Origin of the sequence: Caballeronia sp. PC1 (genome assembly GCF_021353155.1) — a bacterium.
Classification (GTDB): Bacteria; Pseudomonadota; Gammaproteobacteria; order Burkholderiales; family Burkholderiaceae; genus Caballeronia; species Caballeronia cordobensis.
The window spans coordinates 25,367-43,908 of sequence record NZ_JAJUBH010000006.1; the positions used below are offsets into that span (position 1 = coordinate 25,367).

An 18,542-nucleotide genomic window follows, 5' to 3' on the forward strand; every position below is an offset into this window, starting at 1 on the left:
TCAGATATTTGAGCTGCCAGCTAAAAGGGAGCAATTCACTGGTTCAGTTTTGCGCTAAGATGAGTACTGTATATTTATACAGTATTTGACGGAACCCCTTTCCCGGAATCTTTTCCCGACCATGGCCGCCCTGCCTCAACACATCGAGTCAATCCACCCGTCGATTTGGCGAGGGTCGGCCTTGGCTCGCCCGTACGGCAAGACAATCGACACCGGCTACGCGGCCTTGTCTGCGGAGTTGCCTGGTGGCGGCTGGCCGATTGGCGCGCTGGTCGAGCTACTCGTTCAGCAGCCGGGGATCGGTGAGATGCGTCTGCTCAAACCCGCGCTTCTTGCGGCGAGCAAACGGCCGGTTGCACTACTCCAGGCGCCGCACATGCCGAACAGCCTGGCGTTCGCCTACCTGGGCGTACCGCTGGACAAACTGATGCTACTGCGGGCTTCGAAGACAGCCGACGCGCTCTGGTGCGCCGAGCGCGTGCTCAACGCCCGAAGTTGCGGCGCGCTGCTCTTCTGGCAGCAGCACATCCGCTCTGAGGCGTTACGGCGATTGCATCTGGCGGCTCAAGCGACCGAAACATTGCTGATTTTGGTTCGACCGCTCGCTGCCGCTCAGGATTCGTCGCCTGCGACTTTACGGCTGGGCGTGCGGCCCGCCGACGGCGGAATCGTCGTCGATGTCGTCAAGCGACGAGGTCCAACCCGAACCGATCCACTGTCCATCCACCTCCAACCGACTCCCATTCTGCTCAGCCCTCATGGCCGTGTTCGTCGCCATCTTCCTGCCCCGGCTTTCGCTGGAGGTCTTCCGTCCGAGATGGTCATCTCCGACTGAACACGGCTGCGTGGTGCTTGAACGTGACAAGGTGATCGTGCTGGATCAGGCAGCAAGAGAGGCAGGGGTAATGGTGGGCATGAAGCGCGGTGGCGTCACGACACTGACAGCCGACGCATTGATGTATGACCGCAGCCCCGCGCGCGAGCTCGATGTGCAGCGCGAAGTCGCCTTCGCACTGCTGCGCTTCTCGCCTCAGGTCGCCGTGCGTGAGGAAGAAACCATCGTCGTTGATGTAACGGCGAGTCTTCGACTGTTCGGCGGCATCGTGCACGTCTGTCGACAGATCTGCGAGACGGTCAAAGCCATCGGCGTCACCGCCCGCATGAGCGTGGCCCCTACGGGACAAGGCGCGTGGCTGCTTGCCAAACGCGGTCGCCGGCGCGTGCTCAAAATGACATCGCTCGAACGCTTGCTGGGCGAGCTACCCTTCATGGTCGTCCCCGAAGTTCGCTCATTCGGCGACTGGTTCAACGGACTCGGTTGTCGAGTGCTCAACGATATTCGACGCCTGCCGCGCGCGGGTCTCAAAAAGAGGTGCGGTGTGGATTTACTGGATTCTCTTGACCGCGCCTACGGCCTGTCGCCCGAACTGTACGAATGGCTGGAGTTGCCGCCCTCCTTCAGCGCGCGCACCGAATTGCCGGATCGCGTCGAGCATGCTGAGGCGATCCTCTTTTCCGCACGGCGATTGATCGTGCAGCTGTGTGGCTGGTTGAGCGCACAGCAGCTCGCACTCACGCAGGCGACCATCACGCTCGAGCACGAGCGCGGCCGCCAGGCGATCGACCCGACGGTTATCGAGATTGCACTCGCCGAACCCACATGGCACGAGGAGCACCTTGTCCGCCTGCTCAAGGAGCGGCTCGGTCGGATCGAGCTCGAAGCGGCCGTCATCGCGGTTCGACTCACGGCGTCGAAAGTCCAGCCCGCCGAGCCGCCGAGCGATTCGCTCTTCCCCGATCCGGGCGGATCGGCACAGGATCACAACCGCCTGCTCGAACTGCTGGTCGCTCGCTTGGGTGCGGAAAATGTGCTGCGGCCGGCGCCGACATCCGATCATCGGCCCGAACACGCGAATCAGTGGGTGCCGGTGCAGGCCACGACCAAGGCATGCCCGCCTCCTGCCGAACTTCCACGTCCGACGTGGCTGCTCGACACGCCCGTGCGGCTCATGATCAAGAATCACCGACCGTTTTATGGCTCGCCGCTCAAGCTGGTCTCGACAGGCGAGCGGATCGAAGCGGGCTGGCACGACGGCGAACTGGTGACGCGCGACTATTACGTCGCGGAAGCCGCCGATAAAAGCTGCTACTGGATCTACCGTGAACGACCGAGCGTGAAGACCGAAGAAGTTCGCTGGTTCCTTCATGGGCTGTTCGGATAATCGGTGTCGCCGTGGATCTGTTCTCGTCGGCGCTGCCCGATTACGCTGAGCTCTTTGCGTTTACCAACTTTTCGTTTCTGCACGGCGCATCGCACGGTGAAGAGCTCGTGCTCCGCGCATCACAACTCGGCTACTCAGGTCTGGCGATCACGGACGAGTGCTCGCTGGCGGGTGTCGTACGCGCGCACGTCCAAGCGAAGGAAGAAAAGCTGCCGCTCATCATTGGCTCGTATTTCCGCCTCGTTCATGCCGACAAAAGTCCGGCGTTCGGCTTGATCCTGCTCGCGCAAAATCGCAACGGCTACGGCAACCTGTCCGAACTGATCACGCTCGGTCGCATGAGGGCAGCAAAAGGCTCGTACCTGCTCACGCCGCACGACCTGTCGAAACCCGAGAAAGAGTTCGCGCATCTGCGCGGTATGTCCGATTGCCTGGCGATCCTGGTACCGGATTTTCCTGCGAAGGAGGACGCGCTCTCCGCGCACGTCGAATGGCTCAACGAGGCGTTCCCGGCTCGTGCATGGGTAGGCCTCATCTTGCATCAACGCGCGATGGATGACATTCATCGCGGCAGCGTCGAATACATCGCCGAACAACACCGCGTGCCCGTTGTCGCTCTCGGCAATGTCGTGATGCATGTGCGGTCGAGAAAGCCGCTGCAGGACACCATGACGGCAATTCGCATAGGCAAGCCAGTGGCCGAATGCGGATACGATCTCGCGCCCAACGCCGAGCAGCACCTTCGTTCCCGGCTGCGGCTCGCCAATCTGTACCCCGCGCACGCGCTCACCCAGACACTCAATATCTTAGAGCGCTGCACGTTCTCGTTGGATGAACTGCGCTACGAATATCCCGATGAGCTCGTGCCCGACGGCTTCACGCATGAGGCATATCTGCGGCAGGAGACCTACGTCGGCGCCCACAAGCGTTTTCCCGCCGGCATCCCGCATGACGTGCAGCAGCAGATCGAGCATGAACTGCAGCTCATCCGCGAGATGCGCTATGAAGCGTACTTCCTCACCGTCTATGACATCGTGCGCTTCGCACGAAACCAACACATCCTGTGTCAGGGACGCGGGTCCGCGGCCAATAGCGCGGTCTGCTACTGCCTGGGCGTGACCGAGGTGGATCCGTCGCGAGGGAATATGTTGTTTGAGCGCTTCATCAGCAAGGAACGAGGCGAGCCGCCCGACATCGATGTTGACTTCGAGCATCAGCGGCGTGAGGAGGTGATCCAGTACATCTATCGCAAGTACGGCAGAGATCGCGCTGCCATCGCCGCTGCGGTGTCGACCTACCGGCCGCGAGGCGCGCTACGCGAGACAGGTAAAGCACTCGGCATCGATCCGCAGATCGTCGACAAGGTGGCCAAGTCGCACCAGTGGTTCGACCATTCTCAAGACCTGTTGCGTCGCTTCGAGGAGTCGGGGCTTGACCCGGCGAACCCGCTCATCACGATGTGGGCGAAGCTCGCTGCGGAGATATTGAACTTCCCCCGCCACTTGTCGCAGCACTCGGGTGGCTTCGTCATTAGCCGAGGCAAGCTCACGCGACTTGTACCGGTCGAGAATGCCGCGATGGCCGACCGCAGCGCGATCCAGTGGGACAAGGACGATCTCGAAGCGCTGGGGCTTCTGAAGATCGACGTGCTCGCGCTGGGCATGCTCTCGGCGATCCGCCGCACGCTCGATATCGTCTCTGAACAACGCGGCGAGCGCTTCGAGATGCAGGACATTCCGTCGGAAGACTCCGCAACGTACGAGATGATCTCCCAAGCCGATACGATCGGTGTTTTTCAGATCGAGTCACGTGCGCAAATGAGCATGTTGCCGCGCATGCAGCCGCGGACCTTCTATGACCTCGTGATCGAAGTCGCCATCGTGCGTCCCGGTCCGATTCAGGGCGGTGCTGTTCATCCGTATCTGCGGCGACGTCAGAAGATCGAACCCGTGAGCTATCCGAGTGCGGAACTGGAGACGGCGCTCGGTCGTACGCTCGGCGTGCCGATCTTTCAGGAGCAGGTGATGCAGGTGGCGATTCTCGCCGCGGGCTTCACCCCGGGCGAGGCCGATCAACTGCGACGCGCGATGGCGGCGTGGAAACGCAAGGGCGGACTGCAGCAGTATTACGATCGCATCGTCAACGGCATGCGAGAGCGCGGCTACGAACTAGCATTCGCCGAGGCGATCTTCGAGCAGATCAAGGGCTTCGGCGAATACGGCTTTCCGGAGAGTCACGCGGCGAGCTTTGCGCTGCTGGTGTACGCAAGCAGTTGGCTCAAATGTCACGAACCGTCCGCTTTCCTCGCGGCGATGCTCAATTCACAGCCGATGGGTTTCTATTCGCCTTCACAGTTGGTGCAGGATGCGAAGCGTCATGGCGTCGAAGTCGTGCCGATCGACGTCACCATCAGCGGCTGGGACTCGGTGCTTGAGCAACGTAATGATCGTGCGAAGCCGGTTGTTCGTCTCGGCCTGTCGCTGCTCAAAGGCATGCGTGACGGCGCCGCGGAGCGCATTGAGAACGCGCGCGCAGTAAAGCCTTTTGCGACCGTGAGTGATTTAGCGCGACGCGCTCAGCTCGACCGGCACGATTTGCAGGTATTGGCGGGTGCCAACGCGCTACAGTCACTTGCCGGCAATCGACGCGAAGCGCTTTGGCAATCTGTTGCGGCCGTGCCTGATCAAGACATTCTCGCCGACAGCCGGGTCGATGACGAGACGCCCGAACTCGGCGCGCCGTCTGCGGCCGAAGACATCGTCAGCGACTACAACGCCGCTGGACTGACGTTGGGCCGGCATCCGCTTTCCCTCTTACGCCCGACGCTACTCGGACAACGACTGATGCCCGCCGCTACCTTGCGCACCTATCGAAACGGACGACTCGCGCGCGGCTGTGGGCTCGTCACCGTGCGGCAAAGGCCGGGCACCGCCAAGGGCGTCATGTTCGTGACACTCGAGGACGAAACGGGGAACGTCAATGTGATCATCTGGCCGTCGCTCCTTGAGAAGCAACGAAAGGAAGCGCTAGGTGCCGCGCTGCTTGCCGTGTATGGCACATGGCAATGCGAAGGAGAGGTCCGCCACCTCGTCGCTCAGCGCCTCGTCGACATGTCGCATCTGCTGGGCGGCCTCACGACGGTGAGCCGGAACTTCTGTTGAAAGCAGGCTCCGGGCGTAACGCTCTACAGCGCTTGAAATCGATCGTCTATTCGGCGGAACGCTGCGTCGAGACCTTCGACTCCTCGGACGCTGTCTTGCGACGCTTCTTCGGTCGTGCGGGTACAGGCGGCGTCGTTCCGCTTTCGCTGACCTCACTCCCTTTCCTGGCAGTCTTCGATTTCTTCGCTGCAGTCTTGGGCTCAACGACGGCTTCAAGTGCTTGACCAGAGGTTTTCGTTGCGGCCTTCTTGCTGCCTTTCGCGCTGACTTTGGCCTTCGCTTTGTCGTCCGCCTCGGCGGTATTCTTTGCAACCTTCTTCGCTGCGCTCTTGCCCGCGTTCGACATCTTCTGGGTTTTTTCGACCGCGACTACTTCGGACTCCGCCGACGAACTCAGCGATGGCTGGATGCTTTCCGCCTCAAGCTGAGCGACGGCTTCGCACCAGTAGTGATCGTCGCGGCCGTGCGCGCGACCGCCGGCTTCCCACAAGAGATAGGCGCGAGTTCGAACGTTCTCTTCGGTGAAAGCGTGATTCGTGGCTGGCATTCCGACTCCATGGACTTAAGCATCAGCGCGACCTTATCAGGTTGGCACCGGACGCTCAACTCGCCATTTTCCGAATGACGCTGATCAGCTGCTCAGTCTTCGGTATGCGCTCAGATGTCGAATGAGGCCACGCCGGTCTCCGCGTTTGTCCAGAAGAATAGCCAAATTATGGTGCGCGTCGGCGTAGTCTGGATTGATGGCAAGGCATCGTTCGTAGCCTTGCTTGGCATCGTCGAACCGATCGAGCATGTCCAAGGCGACAGCCCGATTGAAGTGCAGAACAGCATCGTCCGGGAAATGCGACAGCGCTTCCTCGAAGACAGTCAACGCGTCCAGACATTGCCCTTCCATCTCGCACAGCAGCGCCCCCAGATCGACATACGCAGAGTAGAACGGCTCCGGCGACAACTCGATCGCGCGTCGATATCCGTGTTCCGCCCCTGTGGGATCGCTTTTTATCAACTGCTCAGCCAACTCGTACCACTCTTGCGCCTGTGCGGCCGCGGCACCCTTGCGTTCCGGCGTCGCGTCGAAGACAACGACATCGCCCCTCACCTCCGCGACCTCGAAATCCAGCAGCATCTGGCCCGTCACCGCATCCCAGCGCGATGGCCCGGTTTTGACCACAATCGAATCGCCTTCTGCCGCGACGCGGATTCCCGATAGCGGGAGCGTATCGGGCAACTCGCGCTTGAGTCGAGCGAGCGCCTCGCGGATCTTGCGAGGCGAGGCGCGCGACGATCGCAGTTGGAGCGCCGTGCGAAGCATCACGACGTCCTGAAACGAAAAGCGCATCTCATTGCGTGAGCCGCGAGCCGGGGTAACCAGCCCAGCTTCGATCAGCCCTTCGACGACGCGTCGGGACACGCCCAGCATGGATTGGAGCTTCGACAGCGTCACGTCGTGCGAAAGGGTTCGCTTCACTTGCGAGCGCGCACCTTGGCCGGTGCTTCTGTCGCAGCTACCTTGGGAGCACGCGCGGCAGGCTTTCTCGTCTTGGGAACGCTCACCACGTCTGCGACTTCTTCAGCGGGCTTGACGACGGCCTTTCGTTTGGCGGCCGCAGGCTTTGCCGCTTTCGCGCTGGTCTTGGTGAGACTCGCCCGCAGCGCTTCCATCAGGTCGATGACTTCGCCACCCGCTTCGGCTTCCGGCGCCTCAGGCGCAACGATTTCCTTGCCCTCGATCTTGCGGTCGATCGCCGCGAGAACGCGCTTCTTCTCTTCGTCCTCATAGGCCGATGCGTCGTAGTTGTCCTCCGCACCCTGCTCGATTATCTGAATCGCGAGCTTTAACTCGGAGTCCGAGACTGCCACATGCTCGATGTTGAGTTCCCTGAGCGAGCGCACCTCGTCAGCAAAGAGCAGTTGCTGAAAAACCATGCCGTCCTCGGCTGGCCGCACCTGAACGATCCGCGTACGCCCTTTGTACGACCACTTGGCAAGCGCACATCGTCCAGTCTGTGAAAGTGCTTCCTGCAGGAGGCTGTAGGGTTTCCCGCCTCGTTTGTCCGGCGCGATGAAGTAGGCCTTGTCATAGAAAACGGGGTCAACCGACTTCTCGGGCACGAAAGAGACGATCTCAACGACGTGGCTGGCGCTCTCCTCGAGCGCCTTCAGCTCGTCCGCGGTGAAGACGACGTACTTGTCCCGCTCGAACTGGTAGCCCTTCTGCATGGAGGCGCGCTCCACCACCTTGCCGGTAGCCTCCGACACATATTGCTGCTTGACGCGCGAGCCGTCAGGCCCAAGCAGGTTGAAGCGGACGTCAGAGGCGCTTTCGGTTGCCGAGTAGAGCTTGACCGGAATCGAGACCAATCCGAACGACAGCGAAAGCGAGGCGATTGAGCGGGCCGGCATGAGGCTTCTCCTTGGCGGCAACGACCGCAGCCAGTGAAATCAGCTTATCAATGCGTTCGCCCATCTAACCGACAAGCGACAGGGCCAGAGCGATCGACGAGCAAGATGCAGGATAGCACCGCGCGCGAACCGCGTAGTCGCCCGGCCGAAAGCAGATGGATTGCCTATTCTGGAGGATATCGGGCTGGTACGTGCTTTGCACGATGCCTTGACCTACGGAGGCCCTATGCCACTCGCTGCAATATTCGACATCGACGGGACGCTGATCGACTCGGTCGATCTTCATGCGTTGGCCTGGCATGAGGCCTTCGCTCACTTTGGGCATGACGTCAGCTTCGAACGGGCGCGTAGTCAAATCGGCAAGGGCGGGGATAACCTGATGCCGGCCTTTCTGTCCGAAGCCCAACTGCTAGACCATGGCGAACAGCTCGATTCTTGGAGGGGACAACACTTTAAGGCACATTACCTGCCGATGGTGCGGCCTTTCGCAGCGGTGCCGGAACTCCTAGGAAAACTACGCGGTGCGGGCGTGAAACTCGCCGTGGCATCGTCGGCCAAGAGGGAGGACCTCGAAATGTATCTCGATATCGCCGCGATCAAGGATTTACTCGATGCGACGGTCTCTTCTGAAGACGTCGAGCAGTCGAAACCTGCACCGGACGTGTTCGAAGTCGCCCTGCAAGAGCTCGAGGTGCCGCCCGACGCCGCGATCGTGATTGGCGACTCGCCCTACGATGCCCAGGCCGCAGGGAAAACCGGCTTACGCACAATCGGTCTTCTTTCCGGTGCCTTCACTGAGCAGTCGTTGCGAGATGCCGGTTGTATTGCAATTTATCCTGGGCCTGCCGGATTGCTCGCGAATCTCGTCCGTTCGCCGTTACTAGCTTGACCGACGCAGCTCGGACGGGACCCCGAACGTCTTCTCTATTCGACTTAAGTGCGCCCGGGAAGACAACCAATCAGCGCCAATCGCTTCGCGATATCGTGAACAAATCTTATAGACATCGGATAGCACTTTCCGTGTTGGTTCTTCTCAACGGCTGTGTCATCGGTGGTGGCATGCCAAATACTGCTGGCCATCTGAGTCCGACAGAGTGCCGTGATCTGGCTGCGCTCCGAAGCAACGCGTCTCCGACGATGGCGCAACACCAAAGCGAACTAGGAGCGCTGCGCAAAGCAGGCTACGACCCGTCACCGTGGTATGACGATCCGTACTATCCGGATGATTTACAAGCGGCGCAACGACTCGTTGACTATTGGTTCCAAACGGAATGCCCGCAAATACTGTCGAAGTAACAGAAGGGATATTAGCTGGACGTTTTCAGTCTGCACGGAAGTCGCTTTAATCTGCGCCATCCGAGCTTTCTCGAGTTCGACGCAGCTTGCGACGGACCTGCGAAGATTCGCTACCGGACACCGCGACGGCAGGATACTATCGCTCGGGTCGCTACCCATACCCGTTCCCTGTGTAGCTCTATTTCGATAGTCGATCTTATCGAAATAGCGGTTCGGAATGCTAAAACTGCGGCGCTTTAAGCGGCGTCGACGGCCCGAATCGTGGTGTAACAGCTTAAAAGGTTACGGTTACACCGCATGAGGTCAATATCGACGTTCGACCGGCCGTTGCTGATAAGGTAGCGAACGGCGCGATGGGCGTCCTTGGAGAGCCCCCATGCCAACGATCGCCGCCTAACGACCTCTTAAGCGTTACTCGAATGCCGCTGCCGCGACGACTGCTTTTCGAGCGGCACCTGCTGCTTGCCGCGCCAGTTGATCGGCGGATATCCGTTCTGCTGCGCACCCTTTTTCAACAACTGATTCGCCTGCGCTGATGCGCTCGGCGCCTCGCAGCATGACTACGGCGCATTTACTCGGGCAGCACCGGATCAGCAGCCTTACTGGACTGTGCGGGAGTATTGAGCCTGCTGAGCAAGTCGATCGCTTCGTCCTCGACCAGTTCGGGGAACAGAGGAGGCAGATATTTTACTTGCGTCTGTAGTTCTCCATCGCCGGTGACTTCGGCAAGGACGACCCGAACGTTATCGAGCACCTGTTCCAGGCCACGGTCTAGGCTGAGAAAGCGAACCTTGAGTTGAATTGGCAAGTCTCTTGCCACAGCTTTCACAAGCGCGATCCGCGGAATGAGGTGGACGTCGCTCAGCACGTTGTACGTTGCGTCCGGCTTTGTGGGTTTCAGGACCTTGCGTGCATCAAGGTTGCCATACAGGCAGGCGACAAACAGAACCACGATGCCGTCTGTCTTTTCCAGGCCACCCGATATCGCAAGTTCGGCGAGTTTATCTTCGACAGCCCTGCGCGCAGCGGGTGCGACCGGATCAATGAGCAAAGGTGCCGCCTGCGTCCGGAACGCTGCGCGCGCGTCCCAGTCGGCTTCGCGAAGTCCCGTAAAGATTTGAGCGAACATATCCTTTGCAGACTTGAGGTACTCGGAGTCTGTACGTGCAGACCTAAAAAAGCGGGCGACTGCTTCCGTTTCCTTCTCAAGCTGTTTTGCTTTCTCCGCCAAGTTGTCTTCGCGTCCGTGTTCGCCCTCCATAAGCGATGGTAATGGACTGATGGCGTATTGAGGTGCGTCGATTTCTCGAAGAAAATCGAGCATGCGTTGCTCTTTTTCCCCTTTTTGTTCGTTGCCGGCGATCGCGACTTTGATGACGGACACTACGTTGCGATCCAGAAGAAAAAGCGTGTCGGTCTGTATGTTGGTTGAGTTCATGCTTTTTTCATTTAGGTTGGATGGGTAGCTCTTTGATTGTTTACCTACCCCGACTGTATCCTTTTGGGTGTCTGCGAATCCACTCCGGCAAGCAGCCGAAATTGGCAGACTACCGCCTCATGCGTTTCGCATGGATCGCAGCGTGCTTTGTAGCGAACGGCGACCGGCTGAGAACGACCCGTCGCAGCCCCCAAACGGGGGTCAGCAAATGTTTCAATATGCTTGGAAGACGGCCACTGACCGTCCGGAATGCGAAGAGCCGGCCCAGCCTTTGCCTATCTGTCGTTGCTCCTCTCTGGAACAGGGCGCGCACCTAAGTGTTCAGAAAGCCGGAAAGTGAATGCGCGAATGCACGCGCCTGTTCATCATATGTTTCGCACAAGTGTAAGAACATTTCGTCTTCTGACACGATCCTGTTTCGAATCAATGCGGCGTACAAGTTCTTTCCATTTTGATTATTGATCCCTGGATTTTCTTCTATAGACAAACGAGGGCAGTAATTTTTATCAGTGTATTCGATGAAAATTTGCTTTTCGATACTCTCCCATGGAAGAAACTCAATATTGTGTCGATCTCTCGCGTAACGGTGTGGGCGCTGATCGCCGTCGAGAACGGAAATAACATTTTCTTCGGTAGAAAAGAAGTTTTGATCGGCATTTCTGTCCATCAATCTGACGGTATTCGTCCCACCACCAATAAATATAATCTTGTACTTATAAAATGTCCTCGGGAGATATCGTTTAATGACAAATTCTATAAAATTTTCGAGTACGTCATCCTCAGTGAGGATATACTTGTCCCAGCCTGCAAAACCAAATAGCAAGCTCTTTGCATAATTGAAAGAAACGGGCTGAATTTCGAGCGCCCCATCCTTCGATTCGATGTAGTGTAATTCTTCGGCTTGCAGTGTTCCCATCATCGCGAGAGAGTGCGTTGTGAACACGATGTTTACCGCGTACTTTTGGCAATACATCCTTAGCTGCGCGACAAGTTTTGCCTGCGCAGCGGCGTCAAGGGAAATATCAATCTCATCGATAACGATTAACTTTCTTCCGGCAACTATATTGCGGTAGAGAGATATCAAAAAATACTCGCCAGAACTAAAATAATCCTCTCGAATATATCTACTTTCGTTAAGAATTTGACAATAATAAGATTTTTTCTTGATGACAATGCAACGCAAATTATCAAACTTATTATTACCGTAAATTGTGTGAAGAAAATCGATCAACTCGTCGGGGCGCGTGTAATTTTCTAAAACGATGTTACGCCTGATTTCATGGTCTGCATCACTGATACTCTGAAAAAAATTGAATCGATCACCATACGGCATGGGTAGCTCGACTTCGAGGCTGTCGCGGACTTGCTGAGCGACGACTGTCTTACAATTTAGGCTCTGAAGTTTAGGATCGAACGTAAATACATATTCGTATGGATCGCACAAGTAAATAATTTTGCTCGAATTCGAGAAGATGCTATCAACGGCTGTCTTCTTGAACGTGTCTGCTATGCGAAGGTTACGCAGCGCCTTAACGAGGGTCGTCTTCCCAACCCCGTTGCGTCCAACGAGACAGGTAATTCCATTTGCCTCGAGATCGAGAGTCAGCTCTGCGGAGCGGACATGTTGCACGTTCTCAATTTTCAGGATCAGGTTCATCTCGATCCTTGGTGAATAAGTGTGTCGATTACGGTGACGCCGTATTTCTTCTTGAGCTTATCAAGGTATCCGGGATCGACAGTATTCACGTAATTCACATAGCCGGAAAGTTGCTCCGTGGCCTTGGAAAGATCCGTCTCTAAAAAGTCACGGAGTTTCGCCCTATCTGTTATGTAAAAATGAAGCATCGTTTCGATTTGTTGCTTCAACTTAATATCGACAGACACGGTACCGTTCGGCAATATAACTAGGCCGAGAAGCTTGATTTTTCGACCAATGCTGGTAATCTTTGTCTTTTCTGGATTGAGTGTTAGGTGACCTAGGTCGACAGATTTTAGCGTGTTTTCGATGGCAGTCGCGAGGTTGTTAAGGCCATCCCTATTTTGAGACGAGACGATGATATCATCTGAGTATCGCGTGTAGACCATTCCACGATTGACGCAATATTCCTCGAAGCTATCGTCGAAGCGATGCAAAACCGCATTACTTATGAGCGGCGAGGACGGAAAGCCAATTGGCAAGGCCCCGTCGATAGTAACCAGTTCGATAATACGATCAACGTGATCCATGAGGTCGGCGATCGGTGTGCGCGTCGCTGCGCTTTCGATGACCAAGCGAACCATCATTGAATCAATACTGGGAAAAAAGTCCTGAATATCGGCTTGGAAAAAGTGCTTGTTATGGGCGTGCTTCTTCACGGCCTCGACAACATTAACACCCTTTCGGTAGGAAAATACGACCCGCTCATTGACATCAAGGTACTCGAACAGAAACAGTTTGAGGAAGCTGTGATATATCTTCATCGTCTTGTCTGGTGCGTAGACAAGACGTTCCTTCGACGTTTGGGTTCTGCCAACGTTGATCGGTTTATATCGCGCATCCAAGGCTTCGCATATGAAGTCACGATATTCGTATTTACCGTGGTACATCGCCCGAAACAGCTCTGCGAGTGGCTTCTTGGTCATAGAGACGCGTGAATTAAGGTCGATGGGCCCGTTTCGCGACGCGCGAAACCAGCATCCTGATGCATTATGCCGTCAGATGGAAGAGCCGGGGGAGCAGAACAGATAGAGCGAGAAGGGGGTTGCCGGCAGCAGTTACAATTTGGGCGGCGGCCTCGAAGAAGCGCACCGCCCAATCGTAAAGTGGATGCAGAGCCGGGAGAGGCCAGACTTGAGACCGGAGATGCTCCTAGTCGCTGGCATGCAAAGAGCATAACGCAACTCACCTTGAAGTGCAAACGCATAGGCAGATCGTGGGGTCCGACTTCGTGGACTGTTTTGCCACCGCAGAGTCTGCATTCAAATTGTCGGTCCGCGAACGATCACGCCGTCGGTGTGGACGGCTTAGAACCCTTAACAAAATGAACGAAGGGGCTGTTAACCCTCGATGAATCCTGTTAACCTTTTCATTGTTTCGACGGTGAAAAGGACATGGCCAAGCCGCTACTCGACGACGACCTTTGGGCACTCATCGAACAGTTGCTGCCCCCTCCGAAGCCACGCCGGGCCCGTTATCCGGGGCGCAAGCCGCTCGACAATCGTGCGGTGCTCACCGGCATTCTCTTCGTCTTACAGACAGGCCTGCGTTGGGACCTACTCCCTCGCGAGATGGGCTGCGGCAGCGGCATGAGTTGCTGGCGTCGCCTGCGGGACTGGCAGGCGGCAGGCGTCTGGGAGCAACTGCACGAGGTGCTGCTTGGGCGACTGCGTGCAGCTGACCGAATCGACTGGTCTCGCGTCATCGTCGATTCCTCTTCAATCCGCGCTGTGGGCTCAGGTCAAAAACAGGACCGAATCCCACAGACCGCGCGCGACCCGGTTCAAAGCACCACCTCATCACCGAAGCGCAGGGCATCCCGCTCGCGGTGATACTGACCGGCGCCAACCGCAACGACGTCACTCAACTTCAAGCGCTGGTCGAGGCCATCCCGCCTATCAGCGGCAAGCGTGGCAGACCACTGTCAAAGCCTCGGGTCGTTCAAGGCGACAGAGGCTACGACCACGACAAATATCGACGTCCACTGCATGCCGCCGGCATTGCAACCGAAATCGCTCGGCGCGGTCAGCCCCACGGTAGCGGATTAGGCAAAACACGCTGGGTTGTGGAGCGGACCATCTCGTGGCTTCACAACTTCCGCAGACTGCGCATCCGCTTCGAACGGCTCGCTTTCATCCACGAGGCCTTCATGAAAATCGCTTGCTGCATCATATGCTGGCGACACCTGCAAAAGTCATTCTGTTAACGCCTCTTAGACGTGAATACGACCGATCGCGGCTGCGTCAGTTTGCCGGAGTTGTCGACCGTCCGCGGGCGACTGAGCCTGCCTATCGAGCGCGATTTGCACTTTCGTGGGGAGGGACGCCTGATCACCTACGCGAACGATGCGCGGCTGGCAGAGCGGATCTTCGTCGATCGTTCCTCATGGACCTGTTCGTTGCCCACGTTCATGCCTCCATTCAAGATTCTCCATTTTTACCCGAGGGATTCAAATAGGGCATACGCGGTATGCTTGTGAGTCGCCGTCTCTGTCAAGATGGCCTTGGAGATACGCTTACATTGCGGACACATACTCGCTCCCAATAGCGGGACTTTCCTGTCAATGCTGGCTATCGCACTCGGTATCGCCGTGATCCCAACATCCTAGATCCAGTCGGTCGGCACTAGGCCTTGTCCGCGCCACTCTTCAACACGATGGACGTTGGCTAGTCGCCCCCAGACCTCTTCCGCAGCGTGATCAAGTACGACAATCTGCAACCGGCCTGTAGTTTTTGTGATGATGCTATCGAAAAGTGTGAATACCTTCCGCACCGCAGCTATGTCCTCGTTGCCCCATTCTGGGTCTGGGTTCTCATCTAACGCCTTTCCTGCCCGGAGGGTTGGAAAGTAGACTTGGCTTGGTTGATCATAGATTAGCAATCCTGGCACTGGATGATTCAGCTTGCTCAGAAAGTAGCCTTGCAGGGCAAGAGTCAGCGCCACATGGTATGCAAGCCAATTTGCACCGCTACCAATCTCCCAAAGGAAATCATCGCGCGTACCACGAATAACCTTTACCGTCAGGTCTTGGATATTCAGTCGAATAGGGGCATCTGGCCACTCCCCGTCGAGTTGTGGAACTAGCCGCGAACAAATGGACTGAATCGTATCGAGAGCGTTTTCCGTTTTCCGACCAATTTCGTGTTCAGATATCAGCTTGTTCAGGTCCTCAACCTGCATCCTCAGCGCAAATATCTCTTCGTTAAGCGCTGAAGAGGTATCGAGGGTTTCATACAACCTCATAGCTTCTTGCAGGCGGCCTAGGAAACGCGAGATTTCCTCTCCACGAGTTCTCACCTTGCGCGCTTCTTCCGATTGGCCTTCCAGTGTTCGAATTTCTTGGCGCACTGCAGCAAGATCCGCAAGAATCGTATCCACTGCTTCGCGTTGACGAAGCGTCTCTCTTCCCAACGATTCCGTAACCCCCGGGTGCGATCGCAGTCGAAGTTCTATGCCTTCAAGCGCCTCGCAAAGTTGATCTATCCGTGCTCGTCCAGCGTCGCTCGGTTGAAGCACCGCCGCCGGACGTTCAGTCGCTAGTTCGCGAATCCATCTCGACAGTTCTAATCGGTCTCGTTGAACGTGAAGGCCATCCCGAAAAGTGTCACTGCTTTCATCAAGGCGCCGCAATTCGTGCAGCCGACTACGAGACTGATTGAGATCCATCCCAAGCTTGGACTCAGCCGCCCGCAGCTCGGTGAGCCGACCCATTGCGACATCCATGGACGCGAGAGTTGGGGTCGCAGATTGAGCGTCGCTTTGCATTGCGGCTCGCAGAAGGTCAACGATCGCAGGCCAGTCGTTCGGCACAATCGTGTGCGCTGGCAGTAGTCCGTACTCAATCGCAAGACGTACCCAAGCGAAACCCTCTCGCTGCCAGGATGCGCCAGATGCCTTCCGGGCCCTTAACTCGCCTTCCTTTCGGCGAAGCAGCCGTGCGATGCGATCCAACTCGTGGCGTGCCTGCAGAAGCTCTGGGCTAATTGCACCAAGCACATAGGGGAAGATGATTTTTAGCTTTTCGCGATGCTCCGTAGTATCAGCCTTGAAGAACATGACATCGGGATTCGCAACGATGTTCTGAGGCTGAAAAATGAAAGCCATCAAATCTCGAAAGCTTGGCCGTGACTTGAACCGATCCTCGGCGCCTGGCTCAAATTGCAAGTTTGACAGGCCCGCTAGGCGGTTCAAGACTGTTTTGACGTAGTCAACCGTTTGGTTCTTCTCCTGGATGACAGGAGGTGGGTCAACCTCCGTTCCCTCCAAAAGCAGCATGTCGCCGGAGGCTTTCAAATCGCCGGGCTCCCGACGGGCAATCAACTTTTGTCCTTCGAGGGTATCCACCAGCACACCAAACCAGGAACAACTCTCGCGAATCACCCCCACCGGAATAGCGCATTTCTCTGATCCCAGGCAGTAGTCAATTATCGGTATCACCGAAGATTTGCCGGTCTTCGATGCCCCGGTGATGACGTTTACCACACCGGGTTCAAACTTCACTACGCGCGGTGCGCCACCGCGTCGTGGCCACAGAATGACTTGTCGCAGCTGGAAATACATCAAAACTCCACTTTCAGTGTGTGCACTACCTGCTGATCGGTGAGGCCCGCAAACCAGTAGCCGATCCTTCCACACGCCGCTGCCAGACGTCGAATTCGCTCTGGCAGCACAGGTATGCGCAAATCGTCGTACAGACCATTTGACCAGATCGCGGCCGTCATCGGATCGATTCGGATGAGACCGGACTGCTCCGCGGAAACTAGTGAGTCCAAGGTCAGTCGTCTTAACGCAATCGCCCGACTGTGAATCGCAATGAGATCTTCCCGCTTTTCTCCGAGCTTGCCGGCGAACAGATGCAGCCCCGATGCTCTACGTGTGCTCAGAACCATCGCCAAAGTTGGGCTATGCAGGATCAGCGGAAGGACAAGAAATGTGAGGGGCAGCGTCGCCGCGTGGCCGTCACGATCCTGGTATCCAAGGCCGAACTGCCAAAGCGCGTAGGCACCCAGCGCCTCGTTCTGAACCAGTGCCGCCTCACTAAGGCGCCGTGGACGGACGCCCCCGTTCATGCTTCGCCCTCCTCGTCTAGAAGGTCGTCGTGTTCGGGATGCCAGCCAAGCTCTCGCCTGTCGGCCAAATCATTGAACGCCCCATGCGTAAAATAGTTCGGTACGGTCCGGTTGCCTATGGGCACCTCCAAAACCGAACATCGGCCGTAGACGAGTCGGCCTCGCACAACTTCCGGCTTGTCTGAATGGAGATCCGTGATCTCACTGGCAAACGCTTCATACCGACGCAGCAACGATTCCTCCCAATCCTTAAAGCTATCGTCGTAGATGAATCCGGCCTCGGCCCACTTCACCTTGTCCCCGGACGTTCGCATGAGATCACTTGCCGCCCTAAGTTGCTGCGTCTCCGTGGCTTCGATTAACTGCAGTTGCCGAACGAAGATCGGTCTACTCGTGAGCACTGCCTTGGTGTCAGCTGTCGTAGGAACCACGGATAGCGAGGCAAGGTAGCCGGGCATGTTGTTTTGCTGAACGAAGGCGTGAAAGCTTTTCCGAAAGTCTCGGACACCAATCAGAGCCGGCATACCATCACGGATGAGCCGGTCTGCTCTCGCCTGTGCCATACCGATGGCGGCTTCGCAAATGACGTCAATCGCCCCGTCCGGAACAGTAGGCGCCAGCAGAGCTCGCAGAGGTTGTATCGGATCTGCATCGCCACTTACAACCGAGGTCTTGCAAATCACCTGATTGCGAACAGCAATGGTCACATCAAGAAATTTCTGCACGTGCGGCATGCACTTTGGCGGTTCGGCCCTTTTGCTGAGCTTGTCTGCAACCTGTTGAAGCAACAGATCTACGGCATCCGCAGACGTTGCGGCATGAATGGCAGAACTCAACTTACCGGACTTCGGGGGTGTCACGTACAGGCGAAACGCTGCTTTGCTCCCATTCACCTTTTCGGACTCGACCGCAGTAAGCCAATTCCCAATTGTCTTCCAAAGATCCTCGGACCAATCAGAGAGAGCGTTGTGGGACAGTGCGCTCTTGCACTGCTCCAAAAGGACGTTCCCGTCGGAGTAGTGAACGGCGACATCATCCAGAAGCTCTAAGGAAACGCTCGAATCCAGTGGACCACTCAGGAGGTGGTAGCAAAGCCGGACTGGCTGCAATGAGAAGCCCAGATAAGGACCAGGCGCACTGTGCTTGACTAAGGCTGTCATCCATTTTGCCCCAGGTCTGCGCGACTATAGAAAGCTACCCATCCGCAATTCGTAAACTCCATGGTGTCCCCCGATTGTCAGCATAATTCAACGT

General features: G+C 56.9%; 15 protein-coding genes and 1 pseudogene. 7 read left to right on the top strand and 9 right to left on the bottom strand.

Going from position 1 to position 18,542, the window contains the following annotated elements; translation table 11 throughout:
- Window positions 1–121 precede the first annotated feature (121 nt).
- Genes imuA through LY284_RS37760 form a run of 3 tightly spaced genes read left to right on the top strand, consistent with a single transcriptional unit; the run spans window position 122 to window position 5,383 of the window.
- Entirely contained in the window at window positions 122–835 is a 714-nt protein-coding gene (imuA, locus tag LY284_RS37750) for a translesion DNA synthesis-associated protein ImuA (protein ID WP_233392311.1), read from the top strand.
- Complete coding sequence (locus LY284_RS37755; protein ID WP_233392312.1) at window positions 759–2,222, top strand: DNA polymerase Y family protein; 1,464 nt, start codon at window positions 759–761, stop codon at window positions 2,220–2,222. Before imuA ends, LY284_RS37755 begins: the two co-directional genes overlap by 77 nt.
- Window positions 2,223–2,233: 11 nt before the next feature.
- Window positions 2,234–5,383 carry an error-prone DNA polymerase gene (locus LY284_RS37760; protein ID WP_233392314.1) on the top strand — a complete coding sequence of 1,050 codons (3,150 nt, stop codon included), beginning with the start codon at window positions 2,234–2,236 and terminating at the stop codon, window positions 5,381–5,383.
- Between the two features lie 46 nt (window positions 5,384–5,429).
- On the opposite strand, the gene LY284_RS37765 is transcribed toward LY284_RS37760, so the two are convergent.
- The 3 genes from LY284_RS37765 to LY284_RS37775 all read right to left on the bottom strand — a co-directional run bounded on the left by LY284_RS37765 (window position 5,430) and on the right by LY284_RS37775 (window position 7,789).
- Window positions 5,430–5,930 carry a DUF2934 domain-containing protein gene (locus LY284_RS37765; RefSeq protein WP_233409900.1) on the bottom strand — a complete coding sequence of 167 codons (501 nt, stop codon included), beginning with the start codon at window positions 5,928–5,930 and terminating at the stop codon, window positions 5,430–5,432.
- Between the two features lie 84 nt (window positions 5,931–6,014).
- Window positions 6,015–6,854, bottom strand: a complete 840-nt coding sequence (locus LY284_RS37770) for a tetratricopeptide repeat protein (RefSeq protein ID WP_233392319.1) — start codon at window positions 6,852–6,854, stop codon at window positions 6,015–6,017.
- A complete protein-coding gene (locus tag LY284_RS37775; RefSeq protein ID WP_233392321.1) occupies window positions 6,851–7,789 on the bottom strand; it encodes a Ku protein in 939 nt (312 codons plus the stop codon). The genes LY284_RS37770 and LY284_RS37775 overlap by 4 nt, the downstream gene beginning before the upstream one ends.
- 226 nt (window positions 7,790–8,015) lie before the next feature.
- On the opposite strand from LY284_RS37775, the gene LY284_RS37780 reads away from it, so the two are divergent.
- Both LY284_RS37780 and LY284_RS37785 read left to right on the top strand, forming a co-directional pair.
- A complete protein-coding gene (locus LY284_RS37780) occupies window positions 8,016–8,678 on the top strand; it encodes an HAD family hydrolase (RefSeq protein ID WP_233392323.1) in 663 nt (220 codons plus the stop codon).
- 170 nt (window positions 8,679–8,848) lie between these two features.
- The gene (locus tag LY284_RS37785; protein ID WP_233392520.1) at window positions 8,849–9,085 is read left to right on the top strand and encodes a DUF4148 domain-containing protein; all 237 of its coding nucleotides are present in this window, start codon (window positions 8,849–8,851) and stop codon (window positions 9,083–9,085) included.
- A gap of 571 nt (window positions 9,086–9,656) precedes the next feature.
- Here the strand turns inward: LY284_RS37785 and LY284_RS37790 are convergent.
- From LY284_RS37790 to LY284_RS37800, 3 genes are all read right to left on the bottom strand, one after another.
- A complete protein-coding gene (locus LY284_RS37790; RefSeq protein ID WP_233392325.1) occupies window positions 9,657–10,523 on the bottom strand; it encodes a hypothetical protein in 867 nt (288 codons plus the stop codon).
- 313 nt (window positions 10,524–10,836) lie between these two features.
- Complete coding sequence (locus LY284_RS37795) at window positions 10,837–12,180, bottom strand: AAA family ATPase (protein WP_233392328.1); 1,344 nt, start codon at window positions 12,178–12,180, stop codon at window positions 10,837–10,839.
- Window positions 12,177–13,145: a reverse transcriptase domain-containing protein gene (locus LY284_RS37800; protein ID WP_233392330.1), complete on the bottom strand. Its 969-nt coding sequence runs from the start codon at window positions 13,143–13,145 to the stop codon at window positions 12,177–12,179. The genes LY284_RS37795 and LY284_RS37800 overlap by 4 nt, the downstream gene beginning before the upstream one ends.
- A gap of 468 nt (window positions 13,146–13,613) precedes the next feature.
- Here LY284_RS37800 and LY284_RS37805 point away from each other — a divergent pair.
- Both LY284_RS37805 and LY284_RS37810 read left to right on the top strand, forming a co-directional pair.
- A protein-coding gene (locus tag LY284_RS37805) for an IS5 family transposase (RefSeq protein WP_233387403.1) occupies window positions 13,614–14,425 on the top strand; the annotation gives its coding sequence in 2 pieces (ribosomal slippage) (window positions 13,614–13,962 and window positions 13,962–14,425; 813 coding nt in all).
- Between the two features lie 12 nt (window positions 14,426–14,437).
- Window positions 14,438–14,593 (top strand): annotated as a pseudogene (locus LY284_RS37810) (DUF2958 domain-containing protein); the annotation flags it as partial.
- Between the two features lie 230 nt (window positions 14,594–14,823).
- On the opposite strand, the gene LY284_RS37815 reads toward LY284_RS37810, so the two are convergent.
- Genes LY284_RS37815 through LY284_RS37825 form a run of 3 tightly spaced genes read right to left on the bottom strand, consistent with a single transcriptional unit; the run spans window position 14,824 to window position 18,448 of the window.
- Window positions 14,824–16,779 carry a DUF3732 domain-containing protein gene (locus tag LY284_RS37815; protein WP_233392332.1) on the bottom strand — a complete coding sequence of 652 codons (1,956 nt, stop codon included), beginning with the start codon at window positions 16,777–16,779 and terminating at the stop codon, window positions 14,824–14,826.
- Window positions 16,779–17,288 carry a three component ABC system middle component gene (locus LY284_RS37820; RefSeq protein ID WP_233392335.1) on the bottom strand — a complete coding sequence of 170 codons (510 nt, stop codon included), beginning with the start codon at window positions 17,286–17,288 and terminating at the stop codon, window positions 16,779–16,781. Before LY284_RS37820 ends, LY284_RS37815 begins: the two co-directional genes overlap by 1 nt.
- The gene (locus LY284_RS37825) at window positions 17,285–18,448 is read right to left on the bottom strand and encodes an ABC-three component system protein (protein ID WP_233392337.1); all 1,164 of its coding nucleotides are present in this window, start codon (window positions 18,446–18,448) and stop codon (window positions 17,285–17,287) included. Before LY284_RS37825 ends, LY284_RS37820 begins: the two co-directional genes overlap by 4 nt.
- Between the last annotated feature and the right edge of the window lie 94 nt (window positions 18,449–18,542).

What these genes read in the sequence shown, in the direction of transcription:
- LY284_RS37790 (WP_233392325.1), bottom strand. Translation starts at nt 10,523, where the DNA reads ATGAACTCAACCAACATACAGACCGACACGCTTTTTCTTCTGGATCGC.
- LY284_RS37815 (WP_233392332.1), bottom strand. Translation starts at nt 16,779, where the DNA reads ATGTATTTCCAGCTGCGACAAGTCATTCTGTGGCCACGACGCGGTGGC.
- LY284_RS37795 (WP_233392328.1), bottom strand. Translation starts at nt 12,180, where the DNA reads ATGAACCTGATCCTGAAAATTGAGAACGTGCAACATGTCCGCTCCGCA.
- LY284_RS37825 (WP_233392337.1), bottom strand. Translation starts at nt 18,448, where the DNA reads ATGACAGCCTTAGTCAAGCACAGTGCGCCTGGTCCTTATCTGGGCTTC.
- LY284_RS37800 (WP_233392330.1), bottom strand. Translation starts at nt 13,145, where the DNA reads ATGACCAAGAAGCCACTCGCAGAGCTGTTTCGGGCGATGTACCACGGT.
- LY284_RS37765 (WP_233409900.1), bottom strand. Translation starts at nt 5,930, where the DNA reads ATGCCAGCCACGAATCACGCTTTCACCGAAGAGAACGTTCGAACTCGC.
- LY284_RS37775 (WP_233392321.1), bottom strand. Translation starts at nt 7,789, where the DNA reads ATGCCGGCCCGCTCAATCGCCTCGCTTTCGCTGTCGTTCGGATTGGTC.
- LY284_RS37755 (WP_233392312.1), top strand. Translation starts at nt 759, where the DNA reads ATGGCCGTGTTCGTCGCCATCTTCCTGCCCCGGCTTTCGCTGGAGGTC.
- LY284_RS37820 (WP_233392335.1), bottom strand. Translation starts at nt 17,288, where the DNA reads ATGAACGGGGGCGTCCGTCCACGGCGCCTTAGTGAGGCGGCACTGGTT.
- LY284_RS37785 (WP_233392520.1), top strand. Translation starts at nt 8,849, where the DNA reads ATGCCAAATACTGCTGGCCATCTGAGTCCGACAGAGTGCCGTGATCTG.
- imuA (WP_233392311.1), top strand. Translation starts at nt 122, where the DNA reads ATGGCCGCCCTGCCTCAACACATCGAGTCAATCCACCCGTCGATTTGG.
- LY284_RS37780 (WP_233392323.1), top strand. Translation starts at nt 8,016, where the DNA reads ATGCCACTCGCTGCAATATTCGACATCGACGGGACGCTGATCGACTCG.